Source organism: Sphingobacterium faecale, from assembly GCF_016746095.1.
Lineage (GTDB): Bacteria > Bacteroidota > Bacteroidia > Sphingobacteriales > Sphingobacteriaceae > Sphingobacterium > Sphingobacterium faecale.
On the sequence record NZ_JAERTY010000003.1, the window covers coordinates 239385 to 259936 of the forward strand.

The 20552-nt window shown below is 38.1% G+C and carries 17 protein-coding genes and 1 tRNA gene; 6 read left to right on the top strand and 12 right to left on the bottom strand.

What is annotated here, in order from left to right:
• The first annotated feature begins 153 nt into the window (after window positions 1-153).
• The 3 genes from JKG61_RS06625 to JKG61_RS06635 all read left to right on the top strand — a co-directional run bounded on the left by JKG61_RS06625 (window position 154) and on the right by JKG61_RS06635 (window position 1029).
• Window positions 154-238 (top strand) — tRNA-Ser (locus JKG61_RS06625).
• A gap of 158 nt (window positions 239-396) precedes the next feature.
• Complete coding sequence (locus tag JKG61_RS06630; protein WP_202102184.1) at window positions 397-684, top strand: antibiotic biosynthesis monooxygenase family protein; 288 nt, start codon at window positions 397-399, stop codon at window positions 682-684.
• A gap of 6 nt (window positions 685-690) precedes the next feature.
• On the top strand, window positions 691-1029 hold the full coding sequence (locus JKG61_RS06635) for a n-acetylglutamate synthase (RefSeq protein ID WP_202102185.1): 339 nt from the start codon (window positions 691-693) through the stop codon (window positions 1027-1029).
• Window positions 1030-1404: 375 nt separating this feature from the next.
• On the opposite strand, the gene JKG61_RS06640 is transcribed toward JKG61_RS06635, so the two are convergent.
• The 3 genes from JKG61_RS06640 to JKG61_RS06650 are packed head-to-tail and all read right to left on the bottom strand — an operon-like array spanning window position 1405 to window position 3654.
• Window positions 1405-2532, bottom strand: a complete 1128-nt coding sequence (locus JKG61_RS06640; protein WP_202102186.1) for a hypothetical protein — start codon at window positions 2530-2532, stop codon at window positions 1405-1407.
• Between the two features lie 18 nt (window positions 2533-2550).
• Window positions 2551-3177: a GIN domain-containing protein gene (locus tag JKG61_RS06645; RefSeq protein WP_237249399.1), complete on the bottom strand. Its 627-nt coding sequence runs from the start codon at window positions 3175-3177 to the stop codon at window positions 2551-2553.
• A 12-nt stretch (window positions 3178-3189) separates the two neighbouring features.
• Window positions 3190-3654: a hypothetical protein gene (locus JKG61_RS06650; RefSeq protein WP_202102188.1), complete on the bottom strand. Its 465-nt coding sequence runs from the start codon at window positions 3652-3654 to the stop codon at window positions 3190-3192.
• A gap of 168 nt (window positions 3655-3822) precedes the next feature.
• Between JKG61_RS06650 and JKG61_RS06655 the strand changes: the two genes are divergently transcribed.
• Window positions 3823-4230 carry a helix-turn-helix domain-containing protein gene (locus JKG61_RS06655; RefSeq protein ID WP_202102189.1) on the top strand — a complete coding sequence of 136 codons (408 nt, stop codon included), beginning with the start codon at window positions 3823-3825 and terminating at the stop codon, window positions 4228-4230.
• Between the two features lie 470 nt (window positions 4231-4700).
• Here the strand turns inward: JKG61_RS06655 and JKG61_RS06660 are convergent, their stop codons facing one another.
• The gene (locus JKG61_RS06660) at window positions 4701-5309 is read right to left on the bottom strand and encodes an isochorismatase family cysteine hydrolase (protein WP_202102190.1); all 609 of its coding nucleotides are present in this window, start codon (window positions 5307-5309) and stop codon (window positions 4701-4703) included.
• 66 nt (window positions 5310-5375) lie between these two features.
• Complete coding sequence (locus JKG61_RS06665) at window positions 5376-6032, bottom strand: hypothetical protein (RefSeq protein ID WP_202102191.1); 657 nt, start codon at window positions 6030-6032, stop codon at window positions 5376-5378.
• 102 nt (window positions 6033-6134) lie between these two features.
• Here JKG61_RS06665 and JKG61_RS06670 point away from each other — a divergent pair, with 102 nt between their 5' ends.
• Complete coding sequence (locus tag JKG61_RS06670; protein WP_202102192.1) at window positions 6135-6452, top strand: MerR family transcriptional regulator; 318 nt, start codon at window positions 6135-6137, stop codon at window positions 6450-6452.
• Between the two features lie 215 nt (window positions 6453-6667).
• On the opposite strand, the gene JKG61_RS06675 is transcribed toward JKG61_RS06670, so the two are convergent.
• The 7 genes from JKG61_RS06675 to JKG61_RS06705 form a co-directional block, all read right to left on the bottom strand.
• On the bottom strand, window positions 6668-8236 hold the full coding sequence (locus tag JKG61_RS06675; protein ID WP_202102193.1) for a M20/M25/M40 family metallo-hydrolase: 1569 nt from the start codon (window positions 8234-8236) through the stop codon (window positions 6668-6670).
• 280 nt (window positions 8237-8516) lie between these two features.
• Window positions 8517-10013, bottom strand: a complete 1497-nt coding sequence (locus tag JKG61_RS06680) for a calcineurin-like phosphoesterase C-terminal domain-containing protein (RefSeq protein WP_202102194.1) — start codon at window positions 10011-10013, stop codon at window positions 8517-8519.
• A gap of 30 nt (window positions 10014-10043) precedes the next feature.
• Window positions 10044-11765, bottom strand: coding sequence for a RagB/SusD family nutrient uptake outer membrane protein (locus JKG61_RS06685; protein WP_202102195.1), 1722 nt, complete (start codon window positions 11763-11765; stop codon window positions 10044-10046).
• A gap of 13 nt (window positions 11766-11778) precedes the next feature.
• Window positions 11779-14706 carry a SusC/RagA family TonB-linked outer membrane protein gene (locus JKG61_RS06690; protein ID WP_202102196.1) on the bottom strand — a complete coding sequence of 976 codons (2928 nt, stop codon included), beginning with the start codon at window positions 14704-14706 and terminating at the stop codon, window positions 11779-11781.
• 97 nt (window positions 14707-14803) lie between these two features.
• Entirely contained in the window at window positions 14804-16375 is a 1572-nt protein-coding gene (locus JKG61_RS06695; RefSeq protein ID WP_202102197.1) for a BACON domain-containing protein, read from the bottom strand.
• Window positions 16376-16388: 13 nt separating this feature from the next.
• Window positions 16389-17360 (bottom strand): BACON domain-containing protein, encoded by a 972-nt coding sequence (locus tag JKG61_RS06700; RefSeq protein ID WP_202102198.1) that lies wholly within the window; start codon window positions 17358-17360, stop codon window positions 16389-16391.
• Between the two features lie 558 nt (window positions 17361-17918).
• Entirely contained in the window at window positions 17919-19625 is a 1707-nt protein-coding gene (locus JKG61_RS06705; protein ID WP_202102199.1) for a DUF6377 domain-containing protein, read from the bottom strand.
• Window positions 19626-19909: 284 nt separating this feature from the next.
• On the opposite strand from JKG61_RS06705, the gene JKG61_RS06710 reads away from it, so the two are divergent.
• Window positions 19910-20326, top strand: coding sequence for an EamA family transporter (locus tag JKG61_RS06710; RefSeq protein WP_202102200.1), 417 nt, complete (start codon window positions 19910-19912; stop codon window positions 20324-20326).
• Window positions 20327-20552 lie beyond the last annotated feature (226 nt).

Below are 20552 nucleotides of genomic sequence, written 5' to 3' on the forward strand. Positions count from 1 at the left end.
AAAGGTAAAGAATACCGTGCTTTCTTAGTTTTTTTGCCTTCCCAAAGACCTGAAAACAGACAAGAACAAAATAATTCATCTCATTTTCAATGGTTAATATAATATAAGCGCTTTTAGTTTTGCAGAATTAGTTAGTTTTTCTACTTTTGTGGCGGAGAGCTGGCAGAGTGGTCGAATGCGGCGGTCTTGAAAACCGTTAACTGTAACAGGTTCGGGGGTTCGAATCCCTCGCTCTCCGCAGAGAAACCTTCATCGAAAGATGGAGGTTTTTTGCGTTTAAGAGGGATGAGAACCAGAAATAACCACTTACTTTATGAGTTAATTTCTTATTTTGCAATAAGTCAATCGTAAAAACGGGACCACAAGTCTTAGCCTCATTTCAAAAAGCTTAAAAACATGATTTTAGAAGTAGCAGTATTAAACGTAAAGCCTGGCAGAACCCAAGACTTTGAAAAAGACTTTCAAATAGCTGCTCAATATATTTCGTCCATAGAGGGCTATCTGAAACACTCCTTACAGAAGTGCATAGAAGTAGATAACCAATATCTCTTATTGGTAGAATGGACTTCAGTCGAAGCACATGAAGTAGGATTTCGTCAGTCACCGCAACACCAACAGTGGAAAGCCTTACTGCACCATTATTACGACCCTTTTCCCCAAGTTCTACATTACGAAAGCATATAACCAACTATGATAAACTACAATAACAAAACATTTGTTGCTGTTGCCAACAGTGATAACGGAGAAACATCCGCTGATACCGTATTTAACTACAAACAAGAAGGCTCAATGCTTACGGCACATTATCAAGGCGGTAAAATAATTTATGGTCATCTGATTGGAATTGTGGACGAAGCAGGTATTATAGATATGCGCTACCACCAAATAAACAGTGAAGGAAAATTAATGACCGGAAAATGTATTTCTCGACCGGAAATTCTAACGAATGGAAAAATACAGTTGCATGAAGAGTGGCAGTGGACATCAGGTGATCTGTCTTCTGGTCAATCTATTGTAGAGGAGATCTAACCTACTGTTGCAATCATTATATTCTAGGTAGTGGCTATAGTCTACGCCCTGCTATAGACAAGATGGTTCCCTATGAAGTTGAGACAATCCCTCGCTCAAAGTCCCCTCAAGTCCGTACAAGTCCGCTAAAGTCCGTTCAAGTGCGTCCTACCTTCGGTATAGCTGGGGTATAACCGGTATGATCCCGTATACGTTCTATATTACGATATATCTGATCAACTGAACACATTCTAACGAATCCATAGAAGCCTACGGCAACCGATTCAGATCACGACACCGCGAAATTGTGAATCTGATTGGGTTTGATATGAGCGTATAGGGAAAGAGGAAATAGAAAAGTCGTTGGTTTTACGCCAACGACTTTATCAAATTGAATCAATATATTTCAGGCTCATATTCTTGCAGCGATTCCAGGAAAAGTAGTGAACTAATAAAACGTAAAATATCTTCATTATGAGAGTCTGTACTGTAACCGATAAATCGATTACTCAAGACATCTTCTAAACATTTATCAAGTAAATTTCGCCAATCATGAATAGATCTTTTCTCAAAATTATCATACAATAACTTCCATGGCCGTTTAATCCATTCATACCCTGAATGGTGCAACTCATTCTTTTTCTCCCCAGGGTATTTCCATTTGGTATTAAACGCTACACCTTTATTACAAAGTTCTAGATAATGCATCCAATAAGAGTCAAGGATAAACAGAAAGTCATGATAGTAGTAAAGTATGTTACCTGGATTACCGTGGAGTTTCCAAAAATTAGTCGTAAAAAGAATCTTTCGTGAAATTGCTAAGGCATTCTTAAGCTCTTCCTTATTGGTATAGCTCAACCCACCTTGCAAATCGCTATTATAATCAAAAAAAGATTCTCTAGATATAAACTCATCACAGATAGTTTTCAAAACGGCCATATCTAATTCAGATAAGATATTATCTTTTTCGTAATGATACACGGTTTGAAGCGCACTGATAAGATCATTCATCTCTTGCATCATTCTAAAATAATATGGATCGATTTCATTTGAGTACTTCACGCAAGTCGGCATTAGTCCTTCAAATAGTAAATAGAAAAGATTCCCTCGTATGATATCTAGAGAGCTAGAATTGTAAGAAAAAACAACTATTCGATATCCCTCAGAAACGACATCTTTAGTCGTTTTTTTTGTCTTTCTATTGGGTACGGAAGCTTCGATCTGATCGTATGGAGTTAAAAGACTCTCGTGAACAAAAGACGTTGGTCTTATTTTAGAGATCAACCATCCAGCTTCAAATAGCCGCACAAGTTTTTTGTACTTCTTGTATAAAACAAGTGGTGAATCATAAGTCAACCAATAATTTCGACGTATAGCAATTGTCAATATTTCAAATAATTCATCTTGCAAAGCTTCAGCCGATGAAAAATCAACAAACAAGTTGTCCAAGACTAAATACGGATTCAATATTTCTTGTTTTGTCAATAATGTGATATAATTATTTTCGTATTCTACGTGATGCATAATGTTTTAATTTAGGTATTACGTTAAAGGCAGTTCTAAGGCTTTCAGAGCACAACCTTCGTCAATCTGAATCATCTTCATTCTTGGATTATCTCGATAAGTTAACTTACTGCGCCCCCAAAGACCTATTTCTACTTCTTCTGTAAACCAGATAGAAACTGTCGAATCGAAATGCGCATGAACAGTTCCTTCGGAACATTCCAAGTTAGCGCCATCATAATATCCCCTTTGATTCGTTAAAACACGTGAGATAATGCTTTCACCGGATATTTTTACACGTGCATTTTTTAACACCGTACAGTCAATTGAAAATGCATCTACGCAAATATCCAAACTCCCTTCTTTTACTATAATACCCGTCTGATGTAAAAACAATGTGTCTACTGATTTCACAAAGCAACGATCTAGTAGTCTAAGCCCTTTCAACTCAGTGAAGGTTATAGTTATTTTAGGATAATAGTCATGTAATAATAAAAAACCATAGAATTCAGGTTTGGTACATATGACCAATTCTCCATTAACAACGTCTATATCGATCCATCCAGCTCTGTCGGAATCCTCGTCAATGCTAAACGAATTACCTTCTCCCTTTTGAAGCGAAACCCTACATCGGGTTTGCACAACGATACTATCAAATTCTATCATAGTGTTTTTGGTTTAGTAATCATTAAGTATTGTGATATCCGCTTTATGCCTATTCTTTTCAAACCATCTTTTAAACCAATGTTGTGTATACATATGATTACTCTTCCAGAACAGTTGCATATGTTCATGATCCATACCATCGATAGTTTCATGTATTTTTAGTTCAGCCTTTAGTTCTTGAAACATCTGTTTAATTTGCTTTTTGGAATAAAGCGGTTGCCCATATTTGCTAGAAAGAAAGAATTTCATTCCGATTTTACGTTGTTCATTTGATGCAGAACTATGATGTGAATAACTTAGCATCCACATAAAATCACCTAGTATTTTTTCGACTTTGACATCTAATATGGCGCACAACATTCTAAGATTACTTGGAACAAGTAGCTTTATTTCTCTACTTTTACTAGAATACATTTCATCGATATCAGCATATTTGTGATACATATCGACCTCTACAATTTTCTTTTTCTTTCCCATAACTGTTTACATTTAGTTTATACAAAGAACTTCAGTAAAATCCACGTACCGAACCAAAACAACTTGTAACGCACCAATCCGATTAGTAAAAAACAAAAGCCAATTTGTAAATTACCAAGACACAAGATTGTCGATAAACAAATGACAGAATATTATTAACTTTGAGGTATGAGTAAGGAAAACAAGATCGGATCAAAAATTAGCCGCTTACGTGAGTTACGTGGCATGAAGCAAGAAGCATTAGCAACCGCACTTGGCGTAAGTCAGCAGACGGTATCTAATATGGAGCGCAGTGCTGAGATAGAAGAAGACTTGTTGGCCCAAGTATCACAGGTACTAGGTGTTACTCCAGATGCCATACGTAATTTTGATGAAGAAGCCGTGTTTAATATAATTAATACATTTAACGATAATAGTTCTAACAATGGTGCATGGAGCACGCAGCCGACATTCACATTTAATCCCATAGAAAAATTACTAGAAGCACACGAAGAAAACAAAAAGCTCTACGAGCGCCTTCTAGAAGCCGAGAAATCTAAAGTAGAATTATTAGAAAGGTTATTAAAAGACAAGTAGACATCAACATTTTTTGTATCAGCATCTCGCAGAAAACGCTTAAGATATAGTTTCTACTTTGCAGCTACGAATAAATGTAATTCCGATGAGTCGAACTCGTTGAAAGCTTCCTTTCGGTTACCCGAGTCCGTGTCTCTACCTAGTTTCATACTGCATTCACTATATATATACTGCCTATATACGCTCTAGCAAGGGTAAAAGCGAGTTGTATCTATAGTCTCTGCACCTCTAATCCACGCTAGACTCGGACTCAACATGGAGTTGACACGGACTCAGCATGGATACACTGTACTTTGGACCAGTATCCACAGTACCTCTTTAGTACATCAGACAGCCTATAGAAAGGTATTGCATAAACAAACAACAAACGCTGAACCCATTCTTGCCAATTGACAGCTGTTAATAAAACCGTTTACCAGACGACGCGGTGTGACGATCAAGGTCATAAACTGCAATGTCATTTCTAATCTTTATTCCTTTGCAAACTGTTTAGTTGTCAAATGCTCGCCAAAATGATGAACAATTTCGCTTAACACATAATCCTGTTGCATACGGTTAAATGCGGATGACGCATCAGAAATTAAAAATGTATTGTACCCCTTTTCGTGGGCATCACGCAGAGTGCTTTCTACGCAAACGTGGGTAGCGTATCCAACTAAATACAAGTTTTCGATTTTGTTGTTACGTAGATATACGTCCAAATTTGAACCAGTAAAGCCACTTGCACCAACACGGCCTATAACTATAAATTCGCTTTCGATCGGTTTTACCGTTTCATAGAATTGTGAACCAAATTCATTAATAGGGAAAGTTCCCGCACTTGGTATAGCTTTGCGCAGACCGCTTTTGCCGTTTGCTAATTCGGGATAGCCTTTTTCAAAACGTAATCCCACGTGGATAACTTCTATATTGTTCTTTCTTGCGTAATCCAATGCCTTTTCGATATTAGCTATTGAGTTGTGCATCATTTCCTTATCCTTTACCAATGCTTTATACAATTTACCATCTTGGTGCATCCATTCGTTTTGTGTTTCGATAAGGATAAGTGCTGATTTTTCTTGTGCCTGTACGTAATTCATACTTAAATAGATTAGTATAATTAGAATTGTCGTTCTCATATTATTTGATTAAAAAAAGTGAACTACTTATTTTAGAGCCAGCCAACTATCGTGTAACCATTTTTCAGTAATGCGTTTATGCTCGCTGTTATTCCATTTTATGTTTCGTTCAAATGTAATTACAGAGCCATCAAACCCAACAATTACCCACCCATAATCATTTTGTGATGCTCGATAACATTTGTACTTCATTCCTGCTATCACTGTTTTGATTCCGTTAACCAAAATTTCTTCATCGTGTCTTTCTATCCAAAGATTTTTCAGTTCATTAGCTAATGAGTTGTCTAACTTCAACAAAAAGTCTTTTGCTATTTTTTCAGTTTCCGATTTTGAAAGCATCTTGGTATTGGAATATCTTTTATCCATATTGGTAAATCCCAAAACTTGTTTATCCTTTTCTGAAATCACAAAGGAGTAATGCTCTCCTTCGACACCCTTGTTTTCTGATTTTTCAAAACGAAACAGGTAAGCCTGAACATCATCTGCTTTTACTTTATCTACAGAATGGAATGAATATCCATTGGGAATTTTTACTGTCTTTTGAAATGCTTCCAAATAGGGTTGTGCATCATTCCAAGAAACTTCTTGTGTAGATACAGGGTTTAAACGATTTGCTTTTACAGTCATAGCCATTGTTATTAAAATTGTCAGTAATACTGTTAAAATAATGATTATCCTTTTCATACCTAAAATGCTCAAAATATTCAATAATTGTAAATTATTTACAATTGCAAAACAAAGACTATTATTTTATATTTGCAACATTAATTGTAAATAATTTACAAAATGAGCAAAAAGGAATCAAATAAAGATCTGTCATTTGACTTTGACTTTTTAGATAAGTTAGTTGTCGGGATTGGTGAGGTATCGCAGATTACGGGTATTCCTACACGTCAAATTCGGTATTGGGAAGAGAAAGGAATTATTACAAGTCTGACTGAAGAAGAAGGTAAAAACAGACGCTACAATTATGAAAACATAAAAAAAATGTTACTCATAAAAGAAATGATTGACGAAGGATATACGCTTGATGCTTCTGCTGAAAAGGTCAAAAAGAGAATGGAAATGATTGAGGAAACGCTGAATAAGCTTACAAAAAAGTAATTGCTATACAGATTGTTTGTAATAGCAGTCTAAATTGAACCGTGTCACATCACTTCTTTTAGGGCTGGCGACCAGAAGTTCCAAACCTCCGTTTACCAACCCTAAGAGAAACTGCCAAAGGACTTATTTCTATCTCCAAGATACTACTTCGGTCACAACAGCTCTCCCGTTCAAAACGGTCCTAATAAAGCCTCAGAAGTATACCAATCGATAAATTAATTACCGCTCGTTCTCTTGGCTTTAAGATTAGTAGGCCACTCCATTTGCTTCCCTTGTTTATCTATCGGCAAGACTATTTTATCCCGCGACACCAACTCCGGCTCTTCACAGGCCAGATAGGTAAGAATCGCAACAATGATTGCATTCTGCTTCACTTCATCAAAAACGATCTTGTCGTAGGTATCCCGATTGGTATGCCACGTCAACTTACCATAATCCCATGACGTTGATGACAGGCCAAAAGCTGGTATTCCTCGCTGTACAAAGGAAGAATGGTCACTCCCACCCGTGCCAGGCATACCGGGGAAGGTGGTCTGGATTTCACGGCGAAACTCTTCAGGCAGGTATTGAAGCCAACGGCCAATGTATTCATACGATTTTTCAAAACCACTGCCTGCAATGCGTACAATACGACCTGTACCATTATCCTGATTCCATACCACCTGAATATTCTTAGCGATCTCGGGATGATCTTCTACAAAAGCCGAAGATCCATTAAGTCCCTGTTCCTCGCTCCCCCAGTTTCCGACCAATATGGTTCGCTTATTATCGGGATACACTTTCTTTAAGATGCGTACCGCTTCCATCATCGTAATCACCCCCGTAGCATTATCGGTAGCACCTGTTCCTCCATCCCAAGAATCTAGATGGGCAGATAAGACCACATATTCATGTGGCTTTTCTTTACCCTTTATTTCAGCGATACTGTTATACGTTTTTGCTGTTCCGAGCTCTTTCGAGTTGCCCTCTAAAAGCACCCTTGGTTTCACTCCTCTTACCGCCATACGGTAGAGCAATCCGTAATCCTCTAGTGCAATATTAAAAACAGGAATCTGCTTCGACTTGGCATCAAATATCCGTGTCAGCCCAGGCAACTCCGTCCAATAGGAATCTATAACAGCGACTGCTCCTGCTGTTTCTAAAACCAGGGGTATCGTCCGGCGTGTACTCTCCGTATAGGACATACTCAAGTCCCATTGTTTCTGTTGCTCATTTTTTAATGCTTGGTAGTTTTCATACCCTTTTGTAGAGGCCGATTCCTTCCAGTTGGCATCCGACCTGCCTGATATAGGGTTCATCCCGATCAGGACGATCTTTCCTTTTATAGTTTTTAACCAAGTCTGAAAATCTGCTGCGGATTTGAAGACTGGCATTGCTATTACTTCCGCCTCGATTCCCTTTCCTTTTGTCATGGGGCTAAATGCCAGCTGTGTCCCTTCTAAAGATTTTAGCCTGGGAAATGTCATGGTCGCCTGCGAAGTGCCGCGATCCCAAGATCGCCATTCGCCATAAACCTCATTCCGTGCCTCCGCACCGAGTGCTGTATACTGTTTGACTACCCAATCATGTGCCTGTTGCATCTGTGGACTACCGACCAGTCGGGGACCAATCATGTCCACCAATTCAAAAGCATAGTTTTCCAACTGCGAATTAACATTTGCTTCTTGAATGATAGCAGAAACTATTGCATCCTTATTCTGTGCCACAACAGAAGTACTGCATACCAATGTACAGCCGAGCACAAGTGATTTTAAGATGGTGTATTTAGTTCTTGTTATTCTCATTAGATTATAATTTAGTTTAGTTCACCCTAAATCTACTAAAGAAAACTTATAATCTTACTCAAATCCTTCATTCTTCCACCATATGCAGCCACATCGCTTTACTTTCCTTTACAACAAAACTGCTGACGAAAATCTTTTTGCCTTGAATAAAATATTCTAAACTACGATCGATAGTTATCACTTATATGCTCTAATTAAACACGAGTATACAGAATGTCAAGGATCTTTATTCCTAATGAATGCAGTATACTTCAAAGAAACGGGTACACCACATTGATTTCTAAAGAATTACACTTTCAGTATATTTATTCCCATTAGAATCGATTGCCTCAACCTTAATAGTCACACCTTTTGTTACCGTTGGTTTATAGTAAAACATGTGATCATTATAGGCTTCTGGTTCGGCAGATGGTCGGTGCGCGGGTTTATCGTCTCCAAAATAGGCATCATAAGCATCCCTATCCATTTCGAACCTTAGGTTTTCTGTTAATGTGGTTTTGTAAACTCCATTCTCATATACTTTGACAGTCCAGTCGGTATGCCACGCAAAAACATTGACTATAATCCCATCTTTTCTTGATTCAGTAACGGCCTGTCCCGGTTTATAGATCTTGATCTGATAGTCTTTCGTTTGGTCTGTTCCTTTATAATACCAATTTTTAATCTTGTTACCTTCTATCTCGTATACCGCATAACCGCGAGGACTACCATCATTACACAAGTAATTCCAAAAAGCCCCCATCACCGATCCCAAATTATTCTCTTCGATATTCTGGTTGATTGTAGTCATGCGGTTATTGTGAAGATGACCAGTCAAGATACGGACTTTATATCCCTCCAAAAGTTTATAAAGCTCTTCCTTATTGCTCGTTCCGAGGTTAGGACGGTCTCTTCTTGACGTATAGATATGGGTTCCTAGAATGATTAACTTGTCTTTACTTACATGTCTCAAATCCTCTTTCAACCAGTCTAATTGATTCTGCGTAATATGTGCACTGTAATCACTATGTCCATTATAGTTCACATTGTCCAACACTATAAAGTGACAGTCTCCAATATTATATGAATAGTAAGTGGGTCCAAAATTAGACTCAAACTGATAAGCTGCTCTAGAATCATTCCCTATTACTGTACGATCATGATCATGATTACCAATTACCTGAAACAAGGGTATTTCCAAGCGCTTCATCTCATTTGCATATTCCGTGAAATAGGTCATATTGTCCCATACAAGGTCTCCTAATGAGATACCGTACACGGGTGATTCTGATTTCATGGTCTTTACATAATCCCTAATCAATGGCACCTCTGTCTGACGTAACCAATTCAATTCTACAGATTGACCGATCTGCACATCAGCCAAAGCTAACAATTGAAATTTATTTACGATTGCCTGTTTTTTCAACGCAAAATCTTTTCGTAAAACCTTGGTACGATCTGTACCAAGCTCTTGATATATTTTGGGTAACCCATTTTCCAAAGGGATCGCATAATCTGCAGGTATAGATACAAATACAAATTTAGCAAGCTTATCGGCTTTTAATTGATAAATTCCCTCTGCATCAGTAATGACCGTACTGTAACCATCACTTACTACTGCACCAACAACTGGGTTATTGCCGTCCATAAGTTTGCCTACGAGATTTATCCCCTCCTTTATAGTTATATCAGAAGGCTCCTCTGGAGATGGGTTTCTCACCAATCGCTCATCTTCACTACAGCCAACAAAGAAAAGCAGACTTATTACTAATAACTTGAACAATATTTTATGTGTCATAATTATTTACTTTACCATTAAATTGATTGACTATTTTCCTTTACCACCATATCCTGGATTGGGATTTAAAAGATTATTCGCAGAAATAGCGGAGTATGGGATCGGGAATCTATTTCTTGTGACATCAGTTGGTTCATGATCCCACCATTTTTCTCCTGTAAATGCTCCCCAACGAATGAGGTCTGTACGCCGACGTCCTTCTCCCAAAAATTCAATAAGCCATTCGTCCAACATCCTGTATTTATCCAAGTTGCTTGCAGTTACTGGATCTGGATCCATTCCATTAACGAAATTTCTCTTCCTTACGGCATTGATTAAATCCGCACCACCTTTTGTATCACCTCCGCGTAATTTACACTCTGCCAACATGTAATAGACTTCTGTAAGACGAATAACAGGACAATCTGGATCAAACTGCAAGGCTTGATCGGCAAGATTAGGTTGTGGTACTTTCACCAGCCGGACCCCACTATTCTCCTCCCCTACCTGAATACTCGAAGGCAGTTTCGAAATGTCCCCCCCGTATTTCGAGTTGAGTTCTTTGAATGGAGCAACGATATCTATGAAATTCAAGATCTGACCTTGATAAGCCTTGGTCCCTTTGGTAGACTCTCCCGTAATCGGATTCGTTTGGGCACCGACCAAGAACATACCTTCGAAATTTTTGCTTCCTCTATAAACAAAAGGCTTCTTACGAAGGTCATTGTCGTGGAATTTCTCGTATGGATTCCCTAGTTTAAATTCGGTATATACTTCTCCCGTTGGCTTGCGAGATGGGCTAAGCATGAATCCATTATAGGGGGCTCCGTTACCAGCTACTCCACCAAAATACTTGCTACTTTCCTGATGATAGAAATAACGCCAGTACCAGTTCCATGCCGTTTCTGTTGCTCCACCTCCTTTGGAAGGAGCAGACCAAATAACTTCAGTAGAACGGTCATTATCAAACCCATGTGGGCCCCACCAAGTTTTATCTAACTCGTAGTTGCCATACACACCCTTAATCAGATCTTCACATATAGCTGCACAATCTGCAAACCGATCTCTCCCCGTGTAAGCCTCTGCATTAAAATAAAGCTCTGCCAACATTGTCGCTGCAGCTGCCTGTCGTATGTATCCGTCCTCAAAGCCACCAAGCTGTATCTTTTTCTTTAAATTAGGGATTGCTCTTTTCAGTAGGCCTTCAATATGATCAAAAGTCTCTTGGTCACTGGCTCTAGGCTTCAACTCATCCTGTGTAGATTCATAAATCGGCATGCCTCCAAAAAAGTCAAGACCTCGCATGTAAAACCATGCTATCAATGCTTCTAACTGTTGAACCTGATCTGCTTTATCTTGGTCAGTCATCCCTACTGTCGAATAATCTAATCTCTCCAGATCCTCTTTTGCTGACATCGTACGAGCTATTCCTCCTCCTACGCCATTATACGTATTCTCAACAAAGCGATCGTCTGGATTCCATGTATGGTATTGCAACCGGAAATACTCTCCCCCATTATACCAATCCTCTGCACGTTGAGGGCAGGTCATCGCATCAGTGGTCAGCTCCTGCAGATACCATCGATCCGCGCCAATAAACCATCTCCAATGTGTGAATGGACGAGCCAATACAGCATAAGTACTTTCTTTTGATGTAAAAAAAGTATCCGGAGTCACTGAAGAGAAATGCTTTTCATCCAACTCACACCCCCCTAAAAGGAGAGAAGCCGTTAATGCTGAGATTTTAAAATATGTTGATATGTAACTTTTCATCTCTTATCTATTTTTAAAATGTAAGTTGTACGCCTAATGTAAACCTGCGTGTTTGCGGGTACATACTAGCTGTGGTATTGATCTGTTCGAAACCTGGAAACAGGCCATTTAAATTTACCTGAGGATTGACTCCTTTATAGGAGCTCCAAACAAACAGATCCCGTGAACTGAAGTACAATCTCGCTTTTGAAACATAGGGTGTATACTTCTTCAAATCGAAAGTATATCCTGCACTTACGGCATCTAAAGCGAGAAAGGTAGCATCACTCATAAATACATCACTTAATATCTTTTCATCATTTACTGCAGCGTACCTGTCAAAGGCTTCTTTTAAAACGTTAAACTGTGATTGTGTGCGTAATCCATAATACATATTGATCTGACTGAATACATCGTAGTTGATATAGCTTCGCAAGGATGCCGAGAAATCAAATTGCTTATAGCTCAAATTATGATCCCAAGAAACTGTCAGCTTTGGGATAGCATTACCTGCATGGTACTTATTCTCATTGATCAGGTTGGTACTTATTCCCGGTACTACATCACCATTTTTATCATAAATCAGCCATTTACCATGCTCATCTAATCCAGCATATTTAAACACAAAAAACTGACCTATGGTAGCATTGTTTTCTAGACGGCCTCCCCTTCCAGGATTACCCGGCGAAGGAAACGCATCCATATCAATCACACCATCTTCTCCCAGATCTAATATTTTAGATGTGTTATGGGAGAATCTTGCTATGGTATTATAGTTCCAATCTTTTTTGCGCACGACCTCACTTCCCAACTCAAATTCCCAACCTTTATTCTCGAGCGTTCCTACATTACGCATAATGGTAGTATGTGTCATTGGAGGTGTCGGTGCGTCGGTTTGAAAAAGCAAATCTTTAACCCGCCTTTTATAAACGTCGAGTTTACCAAAGAAACGATTATTCCACAAACCAAAATCTAAACCAATGTTTAATTCTCCTTTTTCTTCCCACTTTAGATTAGCGTTGATATTTCGCTGTGGGCCATAAGCAAATATCCATTCTCCGCTTGGTGTTGGATACATCTGTGTATCTGGACTGTACATACGCGTCGCATACCCATTCCCAAAACTGTTATTACCAGTCACGCCATAGCCTGCTCTTAGCTTAAGATCACTGATGAAAGGAAGGTCTTTTATAAAGTCTTCTTCAATAAGACGCCATCCTCCTGAAACAGCCCAGAAATTACCCCAACGGTGGTTTGGTCCAAACTTAGACGAACCTTCCCGACGATAACTTGCCGATAAAATATACCGATCTTTGAATGTATAATTAATCCGAGAAAACATGGATAAAAGGCGCTCCCGAGGACTTTTCTCAGAATCCATAAGTGCCCTTCCATCGGTTAGCCAAGTACCATCTTCCATGTTCCAGGGACCTACACCTTCAATTGTAAAGTTGTAATTGGTCATATTGAAGCTTTCACCATTTGCTTCCCAAAAACTGTAGCCTGCTATAGCATCAATATTATGATCTCCATTAAAAATATTCTTATAATTTAAATATGCATCCGTAGAGAAGCGATTATTTTTACTAAAACCATGGTATCCCTCTCCCCTTCTGGAATTATCAACAGAAGATTTATGATAAGGTGACGTATAACGATACAATTGCCATTTTGACTCTTGGTAGCCAATTGTTCCTTTTACAGACAAGTTGTTAGAAAGATTTATCTTAAGAGATGCATCACTTAGTAGCCAGCTATCCTTCCCGTCATAAGTCTTTAGCATGATATCAGCGACAGGATTATAGCTGGTACCAGAGATTCCAATCTCTCTTACATTGTATCCGGATTCATTTGCATCGCTATAGATAGGAATAGTTGGATTCAACATCATGGCCGTATTAAATGAACCGGAACCGTTACGCTGATCACGTTGGGCCTGTCTATATTCTGCGCGAGCCTGAATCTCAACTTTATTATCAAACATAGAAAACTTACTGTTGATACGCCCCGAATAATCTTTCCGACCATCTCCAATAACGATTCCTTTCTGATTTTGTGTAGAAAATGTAGTATAAACTAATGCATTAGGACTACCTCCAGAAAGACTAATCACCTGACGATGAGAAAATGGTCTATCATTGGTCAATGCACTGTACCAGTCTGTATCATATCCGTAGTCTTGCCCGAGACCATACATCACATATTCACTTGAACTAAGCAGGTCTGGGCGTTTGCGAATTTGCTCTGTCGCAAATTCACCACTATATTGTATTTTCACTTCGCCAGCCTTAGCCTGCTTTGTTGTAATAAGTATCACTCCTCCTGCAGCACGTGTCCCGTAAATGGCACCTGCTGACGCATCTTTTAAGACATCAATAGTCTCGATATCTTCTTGATTAATCGCCCGTATATCTCCTCCCGGTATTCCGTCAATAACAACAAGTGGTCCCTGTCCCGCATTTACGGAAGCTACTCCACGCAGTTGAAAACTATTACTCGCGTTGGGGCTCGATGTGCCATCGATAGTAAGACCAGGAACCTTGCCTCTAAGAGCTGTGGCTATTGTAGCCCCTCCGAGTCCTGAAGGTAGTTTGTCACCTCTAATCGAAGTTATAGAGGAAGTAACTTGTCGTTTTTCTAACGAACCGTAACCAATAACTACAGCTTCACCCAAATCTATAAACGAGAGAATCATTTGAACATCGATCTGCGATTGATTTCCTACTTGAACTTCCTCTGTTTCATAACCTACAAGTGAGAACACTAATTTATCGTTGCTCTGAATATTATTGATACTGTACCTGCCCTCCAAATCCGAAACTGTCGATCTTTGCTGTCCTTTTACGGACACTGTAACTCCTGCCATTGCTTCTCCATCTTTTACGGTAACAGTTCCCGATACATTTTTAGTCTGCCCTTGTACCGTAACGAAGAAGGAAAAAAGCGCTAATATCAAACTCAAAGTGTGATTAAGCAAACGCTTTGTTGATTTTACCATGTGTATATATATCATTACTTATTAATATAGTAGGATTCGAAAATACTACGCATTTGGTCCTTTAATTTACTTTACTGTACTTTTCAAACTTCACATCGTTAAGTAACCATCGATTATATCTTCCTCCGAGTGTTTTTGTGCTTGGCTTAATGGTTATTTTCGTTTCTGAAGTAACTCCATATAGGATAACACTCCTCTCTATCCAATACCAATCGGTAGATGCATTATCAGGTATTTGTATATCAATATTATCCTTGAATTTTGTCGCTTTATCATCCACACCTACGGATCCAGGACCTTCAATCTCTACCATAAGAAGTACGTCATCAAAGCCACTACCGGATGTAGAACCACGAGATGGGCTGGCGTTGAATGTAAGTTTTATATTGGTCGATTTGTCTGTAGTAATATTTGGTATAGCTTTTAATTGGAGTCCAGTCTGCACGTCCGTCTTCCCCATTTTCAGATAATGCGCACCAAAATAGAAGGCATTTCCATCCCAATTAATATCCTCATAGTTTCGATTCGCAAAAGCCTGTGCTGCTGAAACAGTAGCCGTTCCTGTAGCGCCTGTAGTATGCATGTTTTTTGTTGAGCCCGAAAATCCTCGTCCATCTCCAGCCTTCGTTGGAGTCTTTAACAACTCGTCTTCACCACCATATGGCTTTACCCATTCAAAATTATCCGTTAGGTATATATAGCCGACCGCTTTGCCATCGTCGGGTACTTTTACTTCCTGTTTGACCGTAACGACGGTACTCAATGCATCTGTATCCGTAATTTTAATGACTCCATCACGCGCTACTGTAGCTGGGTCGATCCAAACCGTCACTTCCGTTTTCCCCACTCCTCCGTTATTAGGTGAGACATGTATCCAGCTATCGCTCGCTAATGTCCAAGGTTGTAGAGCATCTATTTCAAAAGTGGCATTACCATCGCTTATAGTTCCACTTTGATCGCTTGTTATCAATGCAGTCTGAGTTAAAGCGGTAAAAGAAAGATCCTGTTCAACAGTAATTGTTTCCGTATTAGCTCCAGATACTACGGTAAATGTTCCTTTGCGGACTTTTCCACTCTTATTCTTTTCAATGATTAACTTCACAGAAAATGTTCCAGCTTTTCCGGCAACCTTATCAGCGATAATCCACTCTGGTAATTCGGAGATTTTCCAATCCGAGTTAGTTGAAATGTCAAGCATTGGTACCTCTCCATTCTCAAGTAACCCTCTGATATTGACAGAAACAGTAGCCGGAGAAATAGAAAGTTCCTCTATTTTCTTCACCTGCTTTATACTCACAGAAATAATTTGGTCCAAACTTTCAAATAAGATATCACCGTCCCTATCTTCATCCGTACCAGCCTCTTCCACTAACAAAAATATCGTATAACGCCCACGTTCACCGTCACTCTTACTAAGTTCTACCCAATCTGGTTTTGATTTCACGACCCAAGCCCCACTACTAGCGAGCATTATCTCTGCTACCTCACCACTGGCCAAAAACCCTTCGTAATTTAAAGAAACGCGTTGAGTTGACACCTCAAAAATATCCACCATCTCTAATGTAGGTTTACAGGCATGGAAAAACAATGCGGCAAAGAAGGATAACAGCGAAATAAATATTCTAATGTTCATAACTTAATAACTGTTAGTTTGTTGTTATTTTTTCAATTTTGATATCATTCAAACTCCAACGGAAAGTTCCTGTTTCACTTCCACTTTTCGTTGTTTTTAATGTAATTTTGGTACGTTCTTCTACACCGTATAGCTCAAGGCTCTGGCTTACCCAGTACCAAGGTCCTCCATTGGCATTTTGAATATTAATCTCTCCACTGATTTTCTTTGATCCTGCTCCAACAGAACCTGGTCCTTCAATCTCCACAACTACCTGTACATTATCATAGTTACCCGACCCCGTACGGATTGGTGTAGCGTTAAAGGAGAGTTTGATATTAGTAGTCTTACCACTCTCTAAATTCGGTATTTTATTTAGGCGAACTCCTGTCTGATAATTTGTCTTTCCCATCTTGAAATAATGCTTACCTAAGTAGAAACAGTTAGCTCCAGGATTGACATCCTCATATCCACGAGAATTTAAGGCTATTTTGGCTACCGCGACAGTATTGGCATTAATGGTTGTTCCTGTAGCTTGGTTTTCAATTTCATCCACCCCTCCAAATTCTTCGCACCAGCTAAAATCATCCTCTAGGTATACAAACCCAACAGATTTTCCATCATCTGTATCTAATTCCATAGTTTGTATGATCTTTACACGTTCCTTCAACTCTTTGGACGAGATCGTTAGGTACCCCATGCGAATATCACCACTCGTATTTTCTTCAACCTCCAATATCACATCTGTTTTTCCTTTACCTATAGGCTTATCTACCTTTACCCAGTCCACATCACTAGTTATCTGATATCCCAAATTCGATAGAACATTAATTGCCGCTTTACTGCCAGAAAGTAATCTTCCAGACTGTATTACTGAAATTTGAGATTTACTCACCTGTAAACGTGTTCCCACATTTTTGGTATTATCTTCCTTTGAGCAAGTCGAGAAAAAGAAGCAACTGAGTAGGAAAATAATATTCCAAAATATACTCTTTTTGTATTTCATATGTAATTAATTATTTCATGATCCGTCAATTGACGGATCGGTTTACATTTTATTTGTAGTTAGTTTATATTGTTGCGGAATATTCACATAATATTAACTCCTTTGGTACAGTCTTTACACAAAGAATTTCACCTTTCAATGAGTTGGTAATATAAGTTATCATTGGTTTAAACAAAGTCTCTACGTTCGATTTGTTTTTTACTTCCTCAATTTCATTCTCAATTAGTTAAAATGAAATTTAAATTGTTTTTTCAACCCTTTATTTTTAGAAAACAGAGTTTAAAAATTGTAAAGGAGATTCATTTTTTTTCATCTAGTTCTATATTGGCTTCCATATAAATTATCATAAAACCAAAGTTCTGAATTTCAATCCGGTATAAATAGGCTTCATACCACAACTAAAAAAAAATCAAAACAAAACAAAGAAATAAACACCTGAAAAACAACTTCTTAAACTAAAAACAAGACAGTTAAAATCAAAGCTTTTAGGAATAAATGAAGGCTAAGTTATAACAAAATATACTATGTTAAACTAAACATTGATTAAAGAAAATATACTTATGATAGATGCTTATGACTACCTTTGATGCGTTCTTCAAAATCATCTCTGTAGTACGATTTATTTTTACTTCTAGATCTATACGTATATATAGTTGCTACTGAACAACGCAAAAATTTTGCTATTTTATTGCTATCTGTAATACCTAACCGAATCAGTGCAAACACTCTTAGCTCTGTTGATAAGAGTTCACTAGATTTTATACCCTGCTGATCTTCTTTCGGAAATAGACTATTAAATTCAGAAACGAAGTCAGGATATAAGTTTAAAAAGGTTTCATCAAAATTTATTAGAAACCATTTATGTTCCTTCTCAACGTACTTGGTCGATTCCAATTCTTGTTCTATTTTTTCAACTTTACCACTTTTTAAAAGTCTCTTTAGACTCCCCCTGTAGGCATCGAGTTTATCAATATAGTCAGAGCATAAGTCTATAAACTTGCTCAAATAAGTCTCTTTCAGCCGATTTGCTCCAATTAGCTCGCTGTTTAAAAAAACTAATTTGCTGTTATTTATTTGAAGCTCGGTATTAGTAGAATATAACTTTTCACTTAAAGAATTAAGCTCTATGTTCAATTGTTTCAAGTCACTATTAACGCGGATTAATTCACCTTTTGCGTTATCCAATTTTTTATATTGCCTAACTATATATATACAGAGAAAAACAGAACAGGTCAATAGAAAGGCAATTACTAAAAACGCTGAAGATATGGTATTCTTTTGTTGTAAAATAGTTGCGTGATATCTCGTATAAATGTTTGGTAAAATCTTTATTATCGACTGTTTCCATCTGTATGCTCCACTGTAAATAGCATCCTGCAAAGATATGTCAATAAATTGATATGCGGTTTTCACATCGCCTTCATCGTAAAGAACCGTTCCCAATTTCCAAAGCGATATGTATTCCTTTACTGCATGTTTCATATCGGAGATAGAGGAGACGGCTAAATATTCTTTTTCACGTTGCACATCACCCTTTAAGCGATATAGATCTGACATATAAAAAGCAACATGTGCCATATCACGGTCTGCAGTAGTCAATTGATTATAGGCTTTACACAAAATATCCACAGCTTGATCATAGTTCTGGTCAGCCTTGAGCTTATTTGATAAATGGACGTAATACCAAATTGATTTTTTTGGAACAATTGCAATTAAAGAATCTCGATTATCTGATATCACCTTCCTATATGCAGCAAGATCAACTGTTGAGATAGATTGATCTGCTAATCCCTTATACAATTGCATTTGTATTTCAAAATAAAGCTGTTTCAGGTTATCTGGTAACAATCCAGCATTTGCATGCGCATGAGCTAACAAATGACTTGACTCTTTATACATTCCCGAATATGTGTAAACTCTAGCTATTAAAAAAAGAGCTTCTGTATGATAGAAAGGATTTACATTGAGAGTAGTCTCCGATATACTCTGCATACGCCGCGCATAGTTCAATGCGCTATCAATCTGTAAATCGTAATATATTTTAAAAAGAGACCTACATTCGTTAAATTGAATTAATGGATCTGATGAAGAATAGAGCTTATTTCGTATGGCATCAATTTGCTTAAGTTTTTTCTCTAAATAATACTCTCGATTATCAACCACCAATTTTAGAGAGTCAAGAGACGGAGAAGATGACGTGCCATTACAAGCAAAAAAAAATATTGAGATCATTAGAGCTGGACTAAGTACTATCCAATTCTTCATTCTATTATACACCACAAAGTATTTTATTTATATAGAACCAGCTTTTCCTTTCCTATATTCTAATATTACCAAACAAAACGCGGATATTACTGTGCTTTGTTAGAATTATAGAATTCGCTGACTAATATAAAAATAATGGTGCTCAATGTCAAAATTCTTGATTCTACGAACTCTCTATCCTTCATTACAAGTATTCAATAGATCATTTTCTTTTTAAACTTTATCTCTACCCCACATAAATGGGTATATTTTGCTTTGATAATCGTAACTTGAATAAAAAAACTATGTGGTGGATTTACGCTTTACTATCAGCACTATTTGCTTCCTTGACAGCCATCTTTGCTAAGCTTGGCGTTGCCAACATTAGCTCCAACTTAGCTACGGGTATCCGTACCATCATTATTCTAATCTTAGTGTGGTGCATCGTGTTCTTTAAAGGCGAAGCAAAAGATATTGCCAGTATATCCAAACAGAGTCTTTTTTTTCTGATTATTTCGGGCATTGCTACAGGTCTCTCTTGGCTGTTTTATTTCAAAGCCTTACAAATCGGCAATGTTTCCCAGGTGGCATTGGTTGACAAACTGAGTGTCGCCTTGACCATTATATTAGCTGTGGTATTTCTCCATGAAACGCTAACCTGGAAAACGGCTGTAGGTGCTGGGCTGATTATTGCAGGCACATTGGTAATGATTGCAAAGTAACCCGGACAGTTCGTGACAGCGATGACATTACTCCGAATTACAATTGTCTCATTGCTTATGATTGGCTTTGAGGGTATTTACCAGCAACAGGATAGTATCAAACTATCGGAGAGATATCAAGCTGCTCTGAAGGAATATCATACTTTTGAAGAGCAGCACCGCCATTATCATACAACTAAAAACATCGGATACCCATTCTCATCTTAGCCTCTATTTACGATCTGTG